The following is a 19,074-nucleotide window of genomic DNA, read 5'->3' as shown; positions in this document are numbered from 1 at the left end:
GCAGCCGGATCGGCTGCGCGTTACCGCTGAGTCAGGCTGTTCAGGGCTGACGCTTTTTCAGGCGGTAGGCAAACTGGGCGCGACTCAGGCCCAGCAAGCGCGAGGCGGCCGCCAGGTTGCCTTCGCTCTTGTCCAGCGCCTCCTGGATCAGGCGCTGTTCAAGGTCGTCGATGGAGAACGCCTGATCCGACTGATTAAGGGAGTCCAGCAGGGAGGTAGCAGGTGCCTGCTGTGCGCTCGCAGCCGATGCCTGACGCAGCGCGCCATGGTGATTCAGCGAATAGGCGTCCCGTGGTAACGACTCGTTGCGGAAAATATGCACCAGATCGATGGCCTGGCCTTCATCGCTGGCGATCAGGCCGCGCTCGATCAGATTCTGCAATTCGCGCACGTTCCCGGCAAAGTCATAGCCCAGCAGGGTTTTCAATGCGCGCATGGTCAATCCGGCCGGCGTCCTGCCGTACTCCTGACAGAAGCGCTTGAGAAAGAAGTTGATCAGCAGCGGGATGTCATCGCGGCGCTCGCGCAATGGCGGCAGGGCGATCGGGTAAACGTTGAGGCGATAGAACAGGTCTTCGCGGAAATCGCCATCGGCCACCGCCTTACGCAGGTCGACGTTGGTCGCCGCCACCACTCGCACGTTGACCTTGATACCGTGCGCACCCCCGACGCGCTCGATCTCCCGCTCCTGCAAGGCGCGCAGCAGCTTGCTTTGCCCGGCAAGGCTCAGGGAGGTGATCTCATCCAGGAACAGCGTGCCACCGTTGGCGCGTTCGAAACGCCCGGCTCTGGAGTGCGTGGCCCCGGTATAAGCCCCTCGCTCCACGCCGAACAGCTCGGCCTCGATGAGGTTGTCGGGGATAGCTGCGCAGTTGAGTGCCACAAACGGGCCTTCGCGGTTGCGGCTGAGCTGGTGCAACTGGCGGGCGAACATCTCCTTGCCGACCCCGGACTCGCCGCTGATCAAGACGGTTGCCGGGGTCATCGCCACCCGTTGCAGCGCCTGCGTGGCCGCATTGAAGGCAGCGCTTGCGCCGACCAGCGGCTGGTTGCTGCCGGTCGGCGGGCTTGCTTCATAGCTCGCCGCAGGCACCGGTGCGCTGTGCACGGGTGCAGGCGGTTTGACTGCTCTCAGGTAGCTCAGGTCGCGTTCGACATCGCCCCATTGTTCCGAGGTCTTGCCGACCACGCGGCAGCTCGCATGCCCCATGCCACGGCATTCCACTTCGCGGAAAACCACCATCTGTCCGAACAGGCCGCTGACAAAACCGATGGCGTAGCCGATTTCGGTCCAGCACACCGGATCCTGGCCGATGCCGTACGCCGCGACATGCTCATCGGCTTCGCAGGAGTGATGCCAGAGAAACTCGCCCTCGTAAAACCCCGACTCGGCGTCGAATTTGAAGTGCACCGGCTCGACCTTGGTCATGCCTTCCAGGGTATGCAAGTGCGTACCGGCACGAAACGCCGACGAAGCGTCAGCCATTGGCCAGCGTTCGCGAATCAATCGGGCGTCCCGTGCGCCAGACAGATACCCGGCTCGGGTGAACATCCCGCGCGCCTGCTCCTGGCCCAGACGTTCGATGATTTCGCGGCGCAGGGTGCCGAACGATGAGGTGTGCAGCAGCAACATCCGCTGGTCGTTGAGCCAGATGCGCCCATCGTCAGGCGAGAAGAACAGGCAACTGGTCAACTCCTCGGGGGTTGGCGAATCACCTGAATGCATCTGACTGCTGTCGCCGCGAGGCGCGAAATGTTCGGTGGGAACGCTGTGATCGGGCAACTCACAGTGGGGATTATCCATGGTTGTACCTCGGCCGGGTGATGGTCGAAATGATCAAATCATGGCTTGATTAATAAACATAACTTCATCAAATGAACAAGCGGGTCCGCGTAGAGTTTCCGCCTGAGGGGGCTCGACGCTTCAGCGTGGTCGTCGAAAACCCTTGTTCTAAAGCGGTTGAGTGATGACATGATGGTCGGATGACAATCCCGGCACAGGCTTTGCTCTGACGTACGTACGGCGCATGCTTCCCGTGGCAAATGGGGCAGGCGATTACAACCATAAAAGCCGGAGTCTTAATATGTCAGCGTCTGATGGCACCCCTCTGTTGCAACGCGCGATTGAAGCCGAATGTGTTTTCAATGGCGACTGGATTCCTTCCTCGTCTCCCTCATTGCCCGTCATCGAGCCTGCGACCGGCGAGCTGTTGATGAACACAGCCATGGCCGATGCTGCGGACATCGCGGTTGCCTGCCGTGAGGCCGCGCTGGCTCAACCTGCCTGGGCGGCGCTGGGGCCGCGTGAAAAGGCCGACATATTTCTTCTCGCCGCCGATCACGCGGTTTGTGCGTTCGATGAACTGGCGCTGTATGTCGCCCGCGAGACCGGCGGCAGCCTGCAAAAGGGCCAGCACGAAGTGAACGAGACCATCGTGTTGTTGCGTCAGGCGGCGGGCATGCTGTCGCAGGCTCATGGTCATGGCCTGATGCTGCCCAGTCAGGCCGGTCGTCTGTCCTACGCGCGGCGTGTCGCGCACGGTGTGGTGGGAGTGATTTCGCCATTCAATTTTCCCTTGGTGCTTTCCCTGCGCTCGGTCGCTCCGGCGCTGGCTGCTGGCAATGCCGTGGTGCTCAAGCCCGATCCGCAGACACCCATCAGCGGCGGTTTCCTGATCGCCCGGCTGTTCGAGGAAGCCGGTCTGCCCAAAGGGCTGCTGCACGTGCTGCCGGGTTCTGCCGGTGCCGGCGAAGCGCTGTGCCGCGACACCAATGTGCAGATGATCACCTTCACCGGCTCGACCGGGGCCGGACGCAAGGTTGCCGAAGCGGCGGGCCGCAACCTGAAGAAAGTGTCGCTGGAGCTGGGCGGCAAGAATCCGCTGGTGATTCTCGAAGACGCCGACCTTGATCTGGCCGCCAGCAATGCGGCGTTCGGTGCCTGGCTGCACCAGGGGCAGATCTGCATGGCCACCGGGTTGATCCTGGTGCACGAATCCATCGCTGCCGAGCTGACCCGCAAGCTGGCGGACAAGGCGCGGGCACTGACGGTGGGTAATGCGGCACGCGGTGAGGCTGCTCTGGGGCCGCTGATCAACAAACGGCAGTTGCAGCACGTGCATCAGGTGGTCAGTGACAGCCTGCAGGCCGGTGCGCGACTGGAAACCGGTGGCGAGTATGAAGGCCTGTTCTATCGCCCGACGGTGCTCAGCGGCGTGAAACCCGGTATGCGCGCATTCGAGGAAGAGATTTTTGGCCCGGTGGCGGTTGTGGTCAGCTTTTCCACGGACGAGGAAGCCATCGAACTGGCCAACCGTTCCGAGTATGGCCTGGCAGCTGCGGTGATCTCCCCGGACATCGGCCGCGCGACGGCGATTGGCGACCGGCTCAGGTGCGGCATGTTGCACATCAACGATCAGACGGTGGCCGATGAGTGTGTCAATTCGTTCGGCGGGCGCGGTGCGTCGGGCAACGGCAGCAGCGCTGGCAGCCCCTCGGACTGGGATGAATACAGCCAATGGCAGTGGGTCACGGTGAAGAACCAGGCGCCAGCCTACCCATTCTGAGTCTGACTGACATTCCATGCTTCATTGCAACAGGTGATGTGATTCAACGGCAAGACGTGATCCAACAACAATAAGAGCTCGTGACTATGAACCTGACTAACAAAACACTGATCGTGACTGGTGTGTCATCCGGCATCGGCGCTGAGCTGGCACGTGTGGCACGCTTCCAGGGTGCCCGAGTGATCGGCATCGATCGTCATGAACCGCAATTGACCGTAGACAGTTTTTTCCAGGCGGACCTGGCCGATCCAAAGAATATCGATGCGTTGATCGAGCGCTTGCCCAAGCAGATCGACGGCCTGTGCAACATCGCCGGTGTACCTGGCACAGCGCCCGTTCAGGCGGTCGCCCAGGTCAATTACCTCGGGCTGCGCCACCTGACCCAACGCCTGTTGCCGCGCATTTCACCGGGCGGCAGTATCGTCAACATAGCTTCGATACTCGGCTCGCAGTGGCCGGAAAGGCTGGAGTTGCACAAGGCGTTGGCCGCCACTGAAAGCTACAGCGCAGGGCAGGAGTGGCTGGCTGCCAATCCGGTTGCCCATGAAACCTGCTATCAGTATTTCAAGGAAGCGTTGATCGTCTGGAGTTTCAAGCAGTCGCAGGAATGGTTTCGCGATCATTCTGTGCGCGTCAACTGCGTCGCACCGGGGCCGGTGTTCACACCGATTCTGGGAGACTTTGTCAGCATGGTTGGCCAGGAGCGGGTAGCCCGCGATGGCCTGCACATGAAACGTCCTGCGCTGGCCGATGAGGTGGCCGAGGTGATTGCGTTTCTGTGCTCCGACGCCTCGCGCTGGATCAACGGCGTCAACTTGCCCATAGATGGAGGGTTGGCCGCTTCCTACGTGTAATGGCTGTACGTGTTGCAACCCCGGCGACGCGTTCGTGGCGTCGGGGGCACTTGAAAACAACAACAATAATTACAGGAATCACAAGATGCCCAAGTCTGTCTTGCGTACCGTTGCGACCGTATCATTCATCGCCTTGTCCTCGACTGCATACGCCTATGACTTGCCCGGCCTCAATCTGGGCAACACCAGCTTCTACGACGGATCCCCGGCGCCTGCGGGTCCGGGCTGGTATCTGGAGGAGTATCTGAACTATGCCAAGGCCAATCGTTTCAATGACGTGAATGGCGACAAACTGCAACTTCCCAAACAGGATGTGGATGTATTGGCGGTGACCACGCAGATCATCTACGTCGGTCAGCCAATGGCCAATGGTGCCATGCCGGGTATTACCGCAATCAACACGTCGCTGGCACATGTCGACGTGGATGACGGCCTAGGCAACACCGCCCTGAGTTCGCGTGCCGGTTTCGGTGATTTGGTCATCGGTCCGTTTCTGCAACTGCCGACGATCACCCATGCCGATGGCAGCCCGCTGCTGACCCAGCGTGTCGAGGCGGACATTGCGATTCCGGTCGGCGCTTATGATCGCAATCGCTCGATCAACCCGGGCAGTAATTTCTGGTCGTTCAACCCTTACTACGCCGCGACTTACTGGTTCTCGCCGAAATGGTCGGCCAGCGGGCGTTTCATGTATTTGTGGAACGGCAAGAATGATGACCCGCAAGCCGGATTCGGCAATGCTTCCGACACGCAGGCAGGGCAGGCTCTGCATGCCAACCTGACTCTGCAATACGCAGTCAACGAGCAACTTTCGCTGGGGCTCAACGGTTACTGGCTCAAGCAGTTCACCGACACTCAGGTGGACGGCCATGATGTCAGTGGTCGGAAGGAAAAGGTCTGGGCTATCGGCCCGGGCCTGCTGTATGCCTTCAACAAGGAGAACGTGCTGACGGTCAATAGCTACTTCGAACAGGGCGCGGAAAACCGCACCGAAGGCAACAAGCTGGTGCTGAATTTTCTGCACAAGCTTTAAGGCATTGGAATGTTTTGACTATCGTTCCTCACGCTCCGCGTGGGAATGCAGTTCGTGACGCTCTGCGTCACACAAGGGTTCTGCGATTTCAGGTGGATTGAGGTTCGGCTCAGGCCGCCTTTTCGCCCCTCGGCGAGTTGCTGATCCGGGGGTAGCCTGGCAGGACGCCAGGCTAGCCGCGCCGGGCCATGGATGGCCCGTTGCGGCGACGCCCGGATCAGTGTCAGGGCGAAGGAACCCGACGAAGTCGGGCCGGAAACAGGAGCGAGGGGCTTTGGTTACTTTGGCCCCATCTCAGCGCCAGGACTCAGCCGTCACTAACGTCGCACTCTGCGTCGACAGTGCCATCGCGATCAAAAAAGCCGCCTGAGATCTAAAACAAATCTCACTTAACCCCCAGAACGATGTGACACGGATTGCTCATTGTTATACATAAATCCGCTTTTGATTCTGGCCGGAGGCCGTGGGAGTGGACCGGGCGACGCTTCGCTTGTTCGCGAAGAGGGCCTTGATCAGCTCGACCCTGCAGCCTTGAGCTCACGCTGCTCGACGGCGGCTGACCTGGACAGCACTGTAATAGCCGCCAGTGCGGCAATCACCAGGCCTGGCGAGGTGGCCAGCAGTACGCCGGCGGTTCCAGCGCCAGCGCCCAGCAGTTGTCCGGCCGCCAGCGGGCCGGCAACCGAACCGAGACGGCCGATGGCTACTGCAGCACCCACACCGGTGGCGCGTACCGAGGTCGGGTAGGACGGCGGGGCCAGCGCATACAGCACCAACTGCGCGGCGATGACAAACACCCCGGCTGCAAACCCGGCAATGGCCATCGGTACGATACCGACCGACAGACCCACGCCTGCCAGCGCTGCTAGCAAGCCGGCATAGACGAACAGCACGACCTTGATGCCATTGCAGCGATCAAGCAACAACCCGCCCAACAGCGAGCCCAGTGCGCCGCCGATATTGAACAACATCTGCACCATGCCCGCCTGCGGTTTGCTGAAGCCCTGACCGATCAGCAGTGAAGGCAGCCAGTTGAGCAGCATGTACATCACGGTCAGGGTGAAGAAGTAGCCGAGCCACAACGCCAGCGTGGTGCGAGCCCGGCCTTCGCCGAACAACGCAGTGGCGCTTGAATGCCGAACGCTGTCAGCATTGGTCTGCTGTTTGAAAGCGCTGGACTCAGGCAGCAACAGGATCATCAGCGGAGCCACCAACAGCGGCACCAGACCACCGATGATGAACGTGGTTTGCCAGTGCTCGCTGGTGAACATGGCGACGACCGCCGCCAAGGCACCGCCCAGTGGAACACCTGCGTACATGACGCTGATAGCCAGGCCGCGGTGACGTTCGCTTGCAGCTTCTGCACACAGGGCAATCAGGTTGGGCAAGGCCGCCCCCAGACCCAGGCCTGTCATGAAGCGCACCAGCAACAGGCCGGAAAAGCTTTCGACATACGCAGTGCTCAGCGAAAAGACCCCGAACAGCAGCACTGCGCTCACCAGAATCTTCTTGCGGCCGATGCGATCGGCAATCCACCCGCCAAAGAACGCCCCAGGCAGCAGCCCGATGATCCCGGCGCTGAACACCCAGCCCATCATTTTTGGATCAAGGGCGAAGGTCTGGCGCAACCCGGCGGCGGCCGTTCCGGCAGCCTGCAGGTCGAAACCCTCGATGAGCGCAACGATAAAACACAAGACAATGGTCAGCGTCGATCGACGTAATGGACTGTTCATGGCAAGCCTCATTGTTGTTTTTGTTGTGGAGAAAAGCCTGTTCCCGAGCGCCAATCGAGGCGTTGTGACAGGTCGTTATCAAGGTAACAAAAATAACTAAAAAGTGAATCTGACTGGAAGAGTGATAAAAAGAAGTGTTTAGTCTTTCAAAAACATTGAGTTAGCAACGGAATATCAACAAGCTGATAAAGTAGTTAATAATATTAATGTTCGATTATCGGTCATTTTGGATTGACGCGGCGGTGGAATCTTTCAATTCTCTACTCACGGGCCCGCAGTTAGCGCCGGACCGACTCCAAAAACAACAACAATAAGTGGACACCGAACATGTCAAAGCTCGCTCATGATGCAGCAAGCGCTGTGTCAGCTCCCTTTTTACGTGGAAAACGTTGTGGCCTTGCACTGGGCCTGCTGGGTATCAGTGCCATTCCCGACCCTGCACAGGCGCAGGGCTTTCTGGATGACAGCCATGGCACCCTGACGCTGCGCAACTATTATATGGACCGCGATTACAAGGATGATGGCGCCAAGACTGCGACTCGGGAATGGGCGCAGGGCTTCATCATGAATGCGGAGTCCGGCTTTACCCAAGGGCCGGTGGGTTTCGGTCTCGATGCGCGAGCGCTGGTCGGGGTGAAACTGGATTCCTCGCCAGACCGCAGCGGCACCGAGCTGTTGCCAGTATCCGCCAGCGATGGCCGGGCGGCTGACGAGTATTCGCGGCTGGCCCTGACCGGCAAGCTGAAATTTCACGAAACCACGGTCAAGACCGGCGACGTGTCGATTTTCCTGCCGTTCGCTTTCGCCAGCCCCTCGCGACTGTTGCCGCAGACCTTTCGTGGCACCACGCTGACCTCCAAGGACATCGATGACCTGACCCTCAATGCGGGCTACATCGACCGGGTCAACAAACGTGACTCGAGCAACTACCAGCCCATCAGCCTCGCTTCACCGAACCGCCGTTTCAATGGGGCGGCAACCTCGTCGCACATGGCTTACGCCGGAGGCGATTATCAGGTCAACAAGGACCTGAGCCTGCGGGCGTACCACGCCGAGGTAGACGATCTCTACACCCAGAACACCCTGGCCCTGTTGCACAAGCTGGCGATTGGCGACGGCGTGCTGACCACCGATCTGCGCAGCTTTTTCAGCCGCGATACCGGCAGTGCAAAGGCCGGTGAAGTAGACAACCAGAACCTTTCCGCGTTGCTTGGCTACAAGTGGGGAGGGCACAGCGTGAGCCTTGGCTACATGCATTCCAGTGGCGACACGGCAACGCCTTATGTCTCGGGCACCGAACTGATGGGGTTGAGCGAGATGACCATGAGCTCGGACTTCCTCAACGCCAAGGAGCGCACCTGGCAAGCCATCTATGACTATGACTTCACGGCAGTCGGGCTGGTCGGGCTGCGCAGTCGTCTGCGTTACGTGCGCGGCGACAACATCGAGCTGGCCGCTTTCAATGCCGATGATCGCAAGGAGCGTGAGTTTCAGATGGAACTGGGCTACGTCGTGCAAAGCGGACCGCTGAAGAACGTCGGGCTGCTGGCGCGCAAGTCGATCTATCGCAACGACTTCCCGGTGGGTGCAGCCTTTCGTGACGAGAACCAGACACGCTTTATCGTGCAATACAGCTTGCCGCTCTGGTAATCATCGCGCATCGACGGCAGGGAAGCCGTCGATGAGCGCTTTTACGATTGATACACCTTTTTCAGCAACCTGAGCAGGTCCTGACGTTCCTTTTTATCCAGCGCGGCGGTGGATTCCAGGTCGCTGTCCACGGCGATCTGTTTCAGTTCGCGCAGCAGTGTTTCGCCGCTTTTGCTGAGAAAGATGCCGTATGAGCGTTTGTCCGGCTTGCAACGCACCCGAACTGCCAGCGCACGCTCTTCGAGCTTGTTCAGTAATGGAACGACCTGCGGCGGTTCGATCGCCAGCGCCTTGGCCAGGTCTGCCTGCATGAGACCCGGGTTCTGCTCGATGATCGCCAGCGCCGAGAACTGCGCCGGGCGCAGGTCGTGTGCGGAAAGACGTCCGATCAGGTTCTGGAACAGCTTGAGTTGTGCGCGGCGCATGGCATAACCGATCAGATCATCCAGCGCAGAATCCGTTGGCAAACGTGCCTCGGCAGCCTGTACGGGAGCCTGGCAAACGTCGGCGATGTCAGATGGCTTGGCCATTGAAAATGCGGTCCTTATGGTTTGATGGGTCAATCAGCCGGTCAGTTTGCCGAGGTTGGCGAACGATAGCTATGGGGCATACGTGACTGTGACCAGCCTGTTCATGCGGAGTGCCGAGATTTTGATTAATGTGAATAACAGTTAATTGACATAACTATATTTGCGGTTTAGCTTTGAGTCATCTTCAAGCCAAGAACAAGAGAGCATCGCCATGAGCAAATATGAAGGCCGCTGGTCAACCATCAAGGTCGAGATCGAGCAAGGTATCGCGTGGGTCATCCTCAATCGGCCGGAAAAACGCAACGCCATGAGCCCGACCCTGAACCGCGAAATGATCGATGTGCTGGAAACCCTGGAGCAGGATCCCGATGCGGGCGTTCTGGTGCTGACCGGTGCCGGCGAGGCGTGGACCGCTGGCATGGACCTCAAGGAGTATTTCCGCGAGGTGGACGCCGGACCGGAAATTCTGCAGGAAAAAATCCGTCGCGAAGCCTCCCAGTGGCAGTGGAAGATTTTGCGCATGTACGCCAAGCCAACCATCGCGATGGTCAACGGCTGGTGCTTCGGTGGAGGTTTCAGCCCGCTGGTGGCCTGTGATCTGGCGATCTGCGCCGATGAAGCGACCTTCGGCCTGTCGGAAATCAACTGGGGCATTCCGCCCGGCAACCTGGTGAGCAAGGCCATGGCCGACACTGTGGGCCACCGCCAGTCGCTGTACTACATTATGACCGGCAAAACCTTCAACGGTCAGAAAGCCGCTGAAATGGGCCTCGTCAATGAAAGCGTACCGCTGGCACAACTGCGTCAGGTGACCATCGATCTGGCCAATAATCTGCTGGAAAAGAATCCGGTGGTACTGCGCGCCGCCAAGCACGGCTTCAAACGCTGCCGCGAACTGACCTGGGAGCAGAACGAAGACTATCTGTACGCCAAGCTGGACCAGTCACGTCTGCTGGACAAGGAAGGCGGGCGCGAGCAGGGCATGAAGCAGTTCCTCGATGACAAGAGCATCAAGCCTGGTCTGGAAGCGTACAAACGCTAGTCTGATATCCAGACGTTTCGAGCCAAGTCTGTAGTTCCTGATAAAGACAATAAAGAGGAATCACCATGCTGGACGTGCCCCTGCTGATCGGCGGACAGTCGTGCCCCGCGCGTGACGGACGTACATTTGAACGCTGCAACCCGGTGACTGGCGAGGTGGTTTCGCGGGTAGCGGCGGCGACTCTGGAAGATGCCGATGCGGCAGTCGCAGCCGCGCAGGCTGCGTTCCCCTCATGGGCGGCGATGGTGCCCGGCGAGCGTCGGGCGCGTCTGCTCGAGGCTGCTACGCAGTTGCAGGCCCGCAGCGGCGAATTCATCGCTGCTGCCGGCGAAACCGGAGCAATGGCCAACTGGTACGGCTTCAACGTACAGCTGGCCGCCAACATGCTGCGCGAAGCGGCATCCATGACGACGCAGATCACCGGCGATGTCATTCCTTCCAATGTTCCCGGCAATTTTGCCATGGCGCTGCGCCAGCCCTGCGGTGTGGTCCTCGGTATCGCGCCGTGGAATGCGCCGGTGATTCTCGCCACACGGGCCATCGCGATGCCACTCGCCTGCGGCAACACCGTGGTGCTCAAGGCCTCGGAGCTCAGTCCCGCCGTGCATCGGCTGATCGGCCAGGTGCTGCAGGATGCCGGGTTGGGTGACGGCGTGGTGAACGTGATCAGTAACGCGCCGGCCGATGCGCCGGCGATTGTCGAGCGCCTGATTGCCAACCCGGCAGTGCGGCGGGTCAATTTCACCGGTTCCACTCATGTAGGCCGCATCGTCGGTGAGCTGTCGGCGCGGTATCTGAAACCGGCACTTTTGGAATTGGGTGGCAAGGCACCGTTTCTGGTGCTTGACGACGCGGATCTAGACGCGGCAGTAGAGGCCGCCGCCTTTGGCGCCTACTTCAATCAGGGCCAGATCTGCATGTCCACCGAACGGCTGATCGTCGACCATAAGGTCGCCGATGCCTTCGTTGCCAAGCTGACGGCCAAGATCAAAACGTTGCGCGCCGGTAATCCGGATGACAGCGAATCAGTTCTCGGGTCGCTGGTCGACGTGGGTGCCGGGACGCGCATCAAGGGCCTGATTGACGACGCTGTGGCGCTTGGCGCAACGCTGGTGGCGGGCGGGCAACTGCAGGGCAGCATTCTGCAACCGACGCTGCTCGACGGCGTGACAGATGCCATGCGCCTGTACCGCGAAGAGTCCTTCGGCCCGGTGGCCGTGGTGCTGCGCGGCGACGGTGACGAGGCGCTGTTGCGGCTGGCCAACGATTCGGATTTCGGTCTCTCGGCGGCGATTTTCAGTCGTGACACCAGCCGCGCCCTGGCGCTTGCGCAACGGGTGGAGTCCGGGATCTGCCATATCAACGGACCCACCGTGCACGACGAGGCGCAAATGCCCTTCGGTGGGGTGAAGTCCAGCGGCTATGGCAGTTTCGGCGGCAAGGCTTCGATCGAGCACTTTACCCAGTTGCGCTGGGTGACGCTGCAAAACGGGCCCAGGCACTATCCGATCTGAGCCATCCGATTCGAACGCTTCCAGGCTGGCGGCAGCGGTCTTTTGTACAAGACTGTGTCGCCGGTAAGTCAGGCATAACAATAACAAGGCTGCAGCCTGGTGCTGCAACGCTCGGCCCGGACCGCTGCATGGCGTTTGGTGCCTGCGTACCTTGATGGAGAGAACGCACGTGAGTTCCGATATCAGATCATCAACGCTGCAGAGTGAAGATAATCCACCGCGCTACCGTCAGGTCTCCATCGGCCACCCGCCCATCGAGGTGCGGGAAGAGCAGGGCGTTCTGCACATGCGAGCCCTGGAACCTCTGGCGCGGTTACCCGACCGGCTGCTCGACCGACTGGTGCACTGGGCGCGGTTGCGTCCACAACAGACCTTCATTGCCGCGCGCGACAGCCGGGGCGGCTGGCGCAAGGTCAGTTATGCCGAGATGCTGACTGACGTGCGCGCTATCGCACAGAGCCTGCTGGCGTACGGCCTTTCCGCCGATCGGCCGCTGGCGTTGCTGTCAGGTAACGACATCGAGCACTTGCAGCTTGCTCTGGGGGCCATGTACGCCGGCATTCCGTACTGCCCGGTATCACCGGCGTATTCGGTCATGTCTCAGGATTTCGCCAAGTTACGCCACGTCTGCGACGTATTGCAGCCAGGATTGGTATTTGTCAGCGATGCCGCGCCGTTTCAGCGTGCCATCGATGCGATCATTCCTGCGGACACGCCCGTCATCACTGTACGCGGACAGCTCAATGGCAGGCCTCAGCTGAGCTTCTCCAGCCTGCTCGAAGAGCCGGGTGGCAGCGAGGCCGAGGCCGCGTTCCTGGCCAGCGGCCCCAACACCATCGCCAAGTTTCTGTTCACTTCGGGCTCGACCAAACTGCCCAAGGCGGTGGTGACTACCCAGCGCATGCTGTGTGCCAATCAACAGATGCTGTTACAGACCTTCCCGGTGTTCGGCGAAGAGCCGCCCGTGCTGGTCGACTGGCTGCCTTGGAACCACACCTTCGGCGGCAGTCACAACATCGGTATTGTGCTGTACAACGGTGGCACGTTCTATCTGGACAACGGCAAGCCAACTGCACAAGGCTTCGCCGAGACGCTGCGCAACCTCAAGGAAATTTCGCCTACCGCTTACCTGACTGTGCCCAAGGGCTGGGAAGAGCTGGTCAACGCACTGGAGCAGGACGCCGAGCTGCGCGAGCGATTCTTCTCGCGCATCAAGCTGTTCTTCTTCGCCGCTGCCGGCCTGTCGCAAAGCATCTGGGATCGTCTTGACCGGGTGGCCGAGCAGCATTGCGGCGAGCGGATTCGCATGATGGCCGGACTGGGTATGACCGAGGCCGCGCCGTCCTGCACGTTCACCACCGGGCCCTTGTCGATGGCCGGATATATCGGCCTGCCCGCACCGGGATGCGAAGTGTGCCTGGTGCCGGTGGATGGCAAGCTCGAAGGGCGTTTTCGTGGCCCGCACATCATGCCGGGCTATTGGCGCTCGCCGCAGCAGACGGCCGAAGTGTTCGACGAGAACGGCTTCTATTGCTCCGGCGATGCGATCAAGCTTGCCGATCCTGCGGCCCCGGAGCTGGGCCTGATGTTCGACGGGCGACTGGCCGAGGATTTCAAGCTGTCGTCGGGCGTGTTCGTCAGTGTCGGCCCGATGCGCAACCGCGCGGTGCTGGAAGGCTCGCCGTACGTGCAGGATGTGGTCATCACCGCGCCTGACCGCGAATGCCTCGGGGCGCTGGTGTTTCCCAGGGTGCACGAGTGCCGGCAACTGGCCGGGCTGGATGCACAGGCCAGCGATGCGCAGGTCCTGGCCAGTGCGCCGGTGCGTGAATGGTTCGCCGGCTGGTTGGCGCGCCTGAACCAGGGCGCGAACGGCAACGCCAGCCGGCTGGAGTGGATCGTGCTGCTTGATGAGCCCGCGTCTATCGATCGCGGCGAAATCACCGACAAGGGGTCGATCAACCAGCGCGCCGTCCTGCAGTGGCGCGCAGACAAGGTCGAAGCGCTGTACCGTGATCAGGACCCCGACAAGCTCTGTGCCGAGCCCAAGGCATGAGTGGCGGCGGGCAGTATTCGGCATTCAGCGACGTGGCCATCGTCGATGCCGTGCGCACACCCTGGGTGGATCTGGGCGGTGCTCTGGCGCCTGTTTCGCCCATCGATCTGGGTATCAAGGTCGGCCGCGAGGTCCTGGCGCGGGCCGTCATTCAGGCGGATCAGGTCGACAGCGTACTGGCTGGCTCGATGGCGCAGGCCAGTTTCGATGCGTACCTGCTGCCCCGGCACATCGGCCTGTACAGCGGCGTCGCGCAGAGCGTTCCGGCGTTGGGTGTGCAACGCATCTGCGCGACCGGTTTCGAACTGTTGCGCCAGGCCGCCTTGCACGTGGGCGAAGGTGGGCAGATGGCGCTGTGCGTCGCCGCCGAGTCCATGTCGCGCAACCCGATCGCGGCCTATACCCACCGCAATGGCTTCTCGCTCGGTGCCGCCGTGCAGTTCAAGGATTTTCTCTGGGAAGCGCTGTATGACCCGGCACCGGCGATGGACATGATCTCCACCGCAGACAACCTCGCCAAGCGTCATGGGTTGAGTCGTGAGGCGGTAGACAGCTATGCCTTGCTCAGCCATGAGCGGGCGCTGCAATCACAGATTTCCGGCAAATGGACCGAGGAAATTGTCCCGGTCAGCCGCGAGCGCTTTGCGCTGGAAGGCTATCAGCCGCGTGGCATCGAGTTGCCGCGTGGGGTTGAAGTGGTCACGCAGGACAGCCATCCGCGTGCGACCCATCTGGCAGCGCTATCGCGTTTGCGCGCCATTCACGCGAACGGTGTGCAGACCGCAGGCAATAGCTGTGCGGTGGTCGATGGCGCGGCGGCGGCCCTGGTGGGGCGTGCTTCACAGTCAACGAGACCGGTGTTGGCGCATCTGCTGGCCAGCGCGGTGACGGGTGTCGCGCCAGAGTTCATGGGCATTGGCCCCGCACCTGCGATCCGCTTGCTGTTACAGCGCAGCGGGCTGGCGCTGAGCGATATCGGTCGGCTTGAAATCAATGAAGCGCAGGCCGCTCAGGTTCTGGCAGTGGCACAAACGCTGGAGCTGGACCACGAGCGGCTCAACTGCCTGGGTGGATCACTGGGCCTGGGTCACCCATTGGCTGCCACCGGGCTGCGTCTGGTCATGACTCTGGCCCGGCAACTGCGCGACGCAGGCCTGCGTTACGGTATCGCGGCAGCCTGCGTCGGCGGCGGGCAAGGCATGGCGCTGCTGATCGAGAATCCCCACTGTGCGTCCAGCCGTGTCTAGCCAGGCAAATACCCGCAAATGCGACATTTTCCTGCTTTAAACGCTACGCCTCAAGCAGGTCATCCTTTAGCGCTTGACCGAATCGTGGCGAACGGTGAATCTCGCACCTCTCGACCCCACGGAACCCCGTCTATGCGTGCCCTCGCTGAGCTTTCTTTCGATTTCGTCTGGCATTTGATGTTCACGGATGACAAGCAGCTCGACCAGGATCTGGCGGTGCGCTCGCTGGAAAATCTTTCCGATTGTTTTTCGTCGATGTCCGACGAAGAGAAAAGGGCGTTCATCGCGGTGGCCCACGAACGCAAGGCGCGCCTTTTCGCAGTGCCCGATGCCGACGGCTACTCGCCGATACGTCTGGCCACCGAAGAGCAGGCGCAGTTTCTCGATCATGTCGTTTCCGGGCAGTTCTTCCAGCAGTTCGAAGAGCCCCTGGCGGCGGATGCAAGCGACCGTGTGGTGCCGATTCGCCGCTGAGCGGACCCACGCTGCCCGGTTATTGCTCGACGGCTTCCGGCAGCCTGGCGATGACCTTGATTTCAAAATCGAAGCCATACAGCCAGGTCACGCCGACGCCGGTCAGGGTCGGGTGCGGCGCTTCGCCCCAAAACTCGGGAATTAGCTTCCATATCCGCTCGAACCTTGTCTCGGGATCGACAATGAACACCGTCACGTCGACCACATCGTCGAAGGTGCAACCGGCCGCCAGCAGGATGGCGTTCAGGTTGGTGAACGCCAGGCGCACCTGTTTTTCCAGATCAGGCTCGGGTGAGCCGTCTTCGCGACTGCCGACTTGTCCGGACACGAACAGAAAACCATTGGAGCGTATGGCGGGCGAATAGCGATTGCGCTCGTAAAGCGCCTGGCGGCCAGCCGGGAAAACGACGTCACGTTGGGTCATGGGGATCTCCATCAGAACTTGAGTACGAAGGCTGAAGTCAGCGTTGAAGCCACAGTAGGGACTTGCGTCAGCGCGATAAACGAGCAACCGTACTCAGCACTGTTTGGGAAACCCAAACAATCGACAGGCTGATGGGACAAGACAGGCGGGGCGAGGATGGACCGTTTCGACGCAATGCAAGCGTTTGCTCGCGTGGTGGAAACCGGCAGTTTCACCAAGGCTGCCAGCACGCTGCACATGAGCAAGACCAGCGTGACGCAACTGGTACAACAACTGGAGGCACGCTTGCGGGTCAAGCTGCTCAACCGCACCACGCGGCGGGTTAACGTGACTGCCGACGGTGCGGTATTTTACGAGCGCGTGGTCAGGCTGCTGGCCGATATGGATGACGCCGAGACCAGCCTGTCCAGTGCAACATCGCTGCCCAGAGGGCGTTTGCGCGTGGACGTACCCAGCCCGCTGGCCAGCATGCTGCTGATGCCCGCCTTGCCAGGGTTTCATGCGCGTTATCCGGATATTCAGATCGATATGGGCGTCAGCGACCGTATGGTCGACCTGATCGGCGAGAACGTCGACTGCGTGGTGCGGGGAGGTGAAATAGCCGATCAGTCGCTGATGGCGAGGCGGGTGGGCGACCTGCAACTGGGCGTTTACGCTGCGCCGGACTATCTGCAGCGCATGGGCACGCCTGTTCATCCGCAAGAGCTTGAAGACTCGGCCCATCGCATCGTCGGCTATCTGTGGGCGCGCACCGGCAAGGCGCTGCCCTACGCCATGCACCGCGCCGGGGAAAAGGTCCATGTGCAGGGGCGCTATACGCTGGCGGTGGATGATGGCAATGCCTACGTTGCCGCAGGGCTGGCCGGAATGGGCATTCTCTGGCTGCCGGACTACATGGCCAGGCCATATCGGGAGCGCGGAGCCCTTGTCCCGCTGTTCGAAGACTGGCAGCTGGACAGCATGCCGATGTACGTGGCCTTCCCGCCGAACCGTCACATCAGCATCAAGGTCCGCGTGTTTATCGACTGGATCACCGAGCTGATGGCCGAGCATGCGCCCGTCACTCGGCCACCGACACGCCCTGCGCAATAGCGTGCCGCGGGTTCAACGCCGTGCCGACAGTTGCTGCGGGGCCAGAAATGCGTCATGAAAATAGTTGCGGAAGGCCTGCATGGCCGGGCTCAATTCACGTTCGCGGTGCCAGGCCAGGCCGACGCTCATGGGCGTTACTGTGTCGGTGACGGTGATCGTTTCGATACGCTTGCCTTCCAGCGACCAGGGGCGATGCACCAGATCGGAAAGGATCGCCACGCCGCTGCCGTTGGCGACCATGCTGCGTACTGCTTCCACCGAGCTGGTGCGGATTCTGACGTTTGGCTGCTGCCCGGCCAGTTCCCAGTAGCGCATGGCGCTTTGTTCGGCTTCGTCGACGGTCAACAGGATATAGGGCTCCTGCGCGACGTCGGCGAGGCTGACAGAGGCGCGTTGACACAGCGGGTGATGGCTGGACAGCCACAGGCGGCGCTCGGAGTTGAACAACGTTTCCGAGATGATATCCGGGTGAGTGATGTTGGCCGTCAGCACCACCGCCATGTCGAAGCGACCTTGTAGCAGGCCTTGTTCGATGGCTTGTCTTTCCTGCTCATGTACCTCGATGGCGACGTCCGGGTGCCAGTGCTCCAGGCGCTGCAAATGATGCGGCAGGAAGTAGCCGATGACCGTGTAGCTGGCGGCCAGACGCAATACGCCGCTGGCGCGGATATCGGGCAGCGGACTGTTCAGCGCATCATCGACGCTGCGCAGAATGACGTAAGCCCTGTTGAGAAAATGACGGCCTGCTTCAGTCAGGCTCATGCCTTGCGCCGAGCGCTGAAACAGCAGGGTGCCGAGCATGCTCTCCAGCTCCTTGATCGCCGTGGTGACCGCCGACTGGGAAATGTTCAGGTGAATGGCCGCCTGCGAGATTTGCCCGATCTCGGCAGTTGCCACGAAATAACGGACCTGGCGCAAGGTCAGGGACATAAGCACTCCAGACAGACGTTCGATGTAGCGGGGTATCTGTTTTTCAGAAGATGGCGTATCTGTTAATAGATCTACCCAAGGGGTGCGGGTGAATTTAACGTGCTTTGCATGAAGCCGGATAGCCCCTTGTCCGGACAGCCCACAGGAGCAACAGCCATGCAGGTGGATTTCAACTCGGACATGGGTGAAAGCTTTGGCGCTTGGACCATTGGTGACGGCGTCGATACTGAATTGATGACCTTTATCAGCTCGGCCAATATTGCGACCGGTTTTCACGCGGGCGACCCTGGCACCATGCGCCGCACGATCGAGCAGGCGAAACGTCTGGGCGTTGCCATCGGCGCACACCCGGGGTTCCGTGATCTGGTCGGCTTTGGCCGCCGGCATATCAACTCGACGCCCCAGGAACTGGTCGACGACATGCTCTACCAACTGGGCGCCCTGCGCGAGCTGGCGCGGGTCCAGGGTGTGGCCTTGCAGCATTTCAAACCCCACGGAGCCTTGTACATGCACTTGGCCAGGGACGAAGCCGCAGCCCGCCTGCTGGTGGAAAACCTGCAGCGCCTGGAGCCCGATTTGCTGCTTTACTGCATGCCCGGTTCGGTGATCTGCAAGATCGCCGAGGAGCTGGGCCAGCCGGTGATCCGCGAGTTCTACGCCGATCGCGATTACGACCTCAGCGGCTCCATCGTTTTCACCCGTCACGTACGGGCCCTGGACCCGACCGAAGTCGCAGCCCGCGTGGTGCGCGCTTGCCTGCAAGGTCTGGTGCGTACTGTCGAAGGTGAGGACCTGAGCATCGAATTCGATTCGATCTGTCTGCACAGCGATACGCCCGGCGCGCTGGACCTTGCAGAAGCGACACGCCTGGCGCTGGACGCTGCAGGCGTCAAGGTGCGTGCACCGCGTTGAGTCAACGGCATCGTGCG

16 protein-coding genes are annotated in these 19,074 nt (G+C 60.9%); 11 read left to right on the top strand and 5 right to left on the bottom strand.

Translation table 11 applies throughout. The features are described from left to right. Positions 1 to 40: 40 nt before the first annotated feature. Positions 41 to 1,804, bottom strand: a complete 1,764-nt coding sequence (locus tag PI739_RS19785; RefSeq protein ID WP_058396882.1) for a sigma-54-dependent Fis family transcriptional regulator — start codon at positions 1,802 to 1,804, stop codon at positions 41 to 43. 280 nt (positions 1,805 to 2,084) lie between these two features. On the opposite strand from PI739_RS19785, the gene PI739_RS19780 reads away from it, so the two are divergent. The 3 genes from PI739_RS19780 to PI739_RS19770 all read left to right on the top strand — a co-directional run bounded on the left by PI739_RS19780 (position 2,085) and on the right by PI739_RS19770 (position 5,453). After that, positions 2,085 to 3,566, top strand: coding sequence for a benzaldehyde dehydrogenase (locus tag PI739_RS19780; protein WP_248685097.1), 1,482 nt, complete (start codon positions 2,085 to 2,087; stop codon positions 3,564 to 3,566). A gap of 86 nt (positions 3,567 to 3,652) precedes the next feature. Continuing rightward, on the top strand, positions 3,653 to 4,420 hold the full coding sequence (locus tag PI739_RS19775; protein WP_058416880.1) for a coniferyl-alcohol dehydrogenase: 768 nt from the start codon (positions 3,653 to 3,655) through the stop codon (positions 4,418 to 4,420). An 85-nt stretch (positions 4,421 to 4,505) separates the two neighbouring features. After that, the gene (locus tag PI739_RS19770; protein WP_003435410.1) at positions 4,506 to 5,453 is read left to right on the top strand and encodes a SphA family protein; all 948 of its coding nucleotides are present in this window, start codon (positions 4,506 to 4,508) and stop codon (positions 5,451 to 5,453) included. Between the two features lie 512 nt (positions 5,454 to 5,965). On the opposite strand, the gene mhpT is transcribed toward PI739_RS19770, so the two are convergent. Next, a complete protein-coding gene (gene mhpT, locus PI739_RS19765) occupies positions 5,966 to 7,186 on the bottom strand; it encodes a 3-(3-hydroxy-phenyl)propionate transporter MhpT (protein ID WP_003435407.1) in 1,221 nt (406 codons plus the stop codon). A gap of 327 nt (positions 7,187 to 7,513) precedes the next feature. On the opposite strand from mhpT, the gene PI739_RS19760 reads away from it, so the two are divergent. Continuing rightward, positions 7,514 to 8,836 (top strand): OprD family porin, encoded by a 1,323-nt coding sequence (locus PI739_RS19760; RefSeq protein ID WP_271352119.1) that lies wholly within the window; start codon positions 7,514 to 7,516, stop codon positions 8,834 to 8,836. 41 nt (positions 8,837 to 8,877) lie between these two features. Here PI739_RS19760 and PI739_RS19755 read toward each other — a convergent pair whose 3' ends face one another. Next, positions 8,878 to 9,366: a MarR family winged helix-turn-helix transcriptional regulator gene (locus PI739_RS19755; RefSeq protein WP_003370802.1), complete on the bottom strand. Its 489-nt coding sequence runs from the start codon at positions 9,364 to 9,366 to the stop codon at positions 8,878 to 8,880. 211 nt (positions 9,367 to 9,577) lie between these two features. On the opposite strand from PI739_RS19755, the gene PI739_RS19750 reads away from it, so the two are divergent. From PI739_RS19750 to PI739_RS19730, 5 genes are all read left to right on the top strand, one after another. Beyond that, positions 9,578 to 10,408 (top strand): p-hydroxycinnamoyl CoA hydratase/lyase, encoded by an 831-nt coding sequence (locus PI739_RS19750; RefSeq protein ID WP_271352118.1) that lies wholly within the window; start codon positions 9,578 to 9,580, stop codon positions 10,406 to 10,408. 65 nt (positions 10,409 to 10,473) lie between these two features. After that, on the top strand, positions 10,474 to 11,922 hold the full coding sequence (locus tag PI739_RS19745; protein ID WP_044308021.1) for an aldehyde dehydrogenase: 1,449 nt from the start codon (positions 10,474 to 10,476) through the stop codon (positions 11,920 to 11,922). A gap of 169 nt (positions 11,923 to 12,091) precedes the next feature. Further along, positions 12,092 to 13,978 (top strand): feruloyl-CoA synthase, encoded by a 1,887-nt coding sequence (locus tag PI739_RS19740; RefSeq protein ID WP_189494697.1) that lies wholly within the window; start codon positions 12,092 to 12,094, stop codon positions 13,976 to 13,978. Further along, positions 13,975 to 15,225 carry a thiolase family protein gene (locus tag PI739_RS19735; protein ID WP_003435397.1) on the top strand — a complete coding sequence of 417 codons (1,251 nt, stop codon included), beginning with the start codon at positions 13,975 to 13,977 and terminating at the stop codon, positions 15,223 to 15,225. Before PI739_RS19740 ends, PI739_RS19735 begins: the two co-directional genes overlap by 4 nt. Positions 15,226 to 15,357: 132 nt before the next feature. After that, complete coding sequence (locus tag PI739_RS19730) at positions 15,358 to 15,699, top strand: hypothetical protein (RefSeq protein ID WP_003370812.1); 342 nt, start codon at positions 15,358 to 15,360, stop codon at positions 15,697 to 15,699. 19 nt (positions 15,700 to 15,718) lie between these two features. Here PI739_RS19730 and PI739_RS19725 read toward each other — a convergent pair whose 3' ends face one another. Then, positions 15,719 to 16,123 carry a RidA family protein gene (locus PI739_RS19725; protein WP_003370814.1) on the bottom strand — a complete coding sequence of 135 codons (405 nt, stop codon included), beginning with the start codon at positions 16,121 to 16,123 and terminating at the stop codon, positions 15,719 to 15,721. Between the two features lie 156 nt (positions 16,124 to 16,279). Between PI739_RS19725 and PI739_RS19720 the strand changes: the two genes are divergently transcribed. Further along, positions 16,280 to 17,215: a LysR family transcriptional regulator gene (locus tag PI739_RS19720; protein WP_003435394.1), complete on the top strand. Its 936-nt coding sequence runs from the start codon at positions 16,280 to 16,282 to the stop codon at positions 17,213 to 17,215. A 12-nt stretch (positions 17,216 to 17,227) separates the two neighbouring features. On the opposite strand, the gene PI739_RS19715 is transcribed toward PI739_RS19720, so the two are convergent. Beyond that, positions 17,228 to 18,145 (bottom strand): LysR family transcriptional regulator, encoded by a 918-nt coding sequence (locus PI739_RS19715; protein ID WP_003346362.1) that lies wholly within the window; start codon positions 18,143 to 18,145, stop codon positions 17,228 to 17,230. 156 nt (positions 18,146 to 18,301) lie between these two features. Here PI739_RS19715 and PI739_RS19710 point away from each other — a divergent pair, with 156 nt between their 5' ends. Beyond that, a complete protein-coding gene (locus tag PI739_RS19710) occupies positions 18,302 to 19,057 on the top strand; it encodes a 5-oxoprolinase subunit PxpA (RefSeq protein WP_003370817.1) in 756 nt (251 codons plus the stop codon). Positions 19,058 to 19,074 lie beyond the last annotated feature (17 nt).

Origin of the sequence: Pseudomonas cerasi (assembly GCF_027983475.1) — a bacterium.
GTDB classification, from domain to species: Bacteria; Pseudomonadota; Gammaproteobacteria; order Pseudomonadales; family Pseudomonadaceae; genus Aquipseudomonas; species Aquipseudomonas cerasi.
Note: the sequence above shows the minus strand (reverse complement) of the source record. Positions and strands in the feature narration are given on the sequence as shown.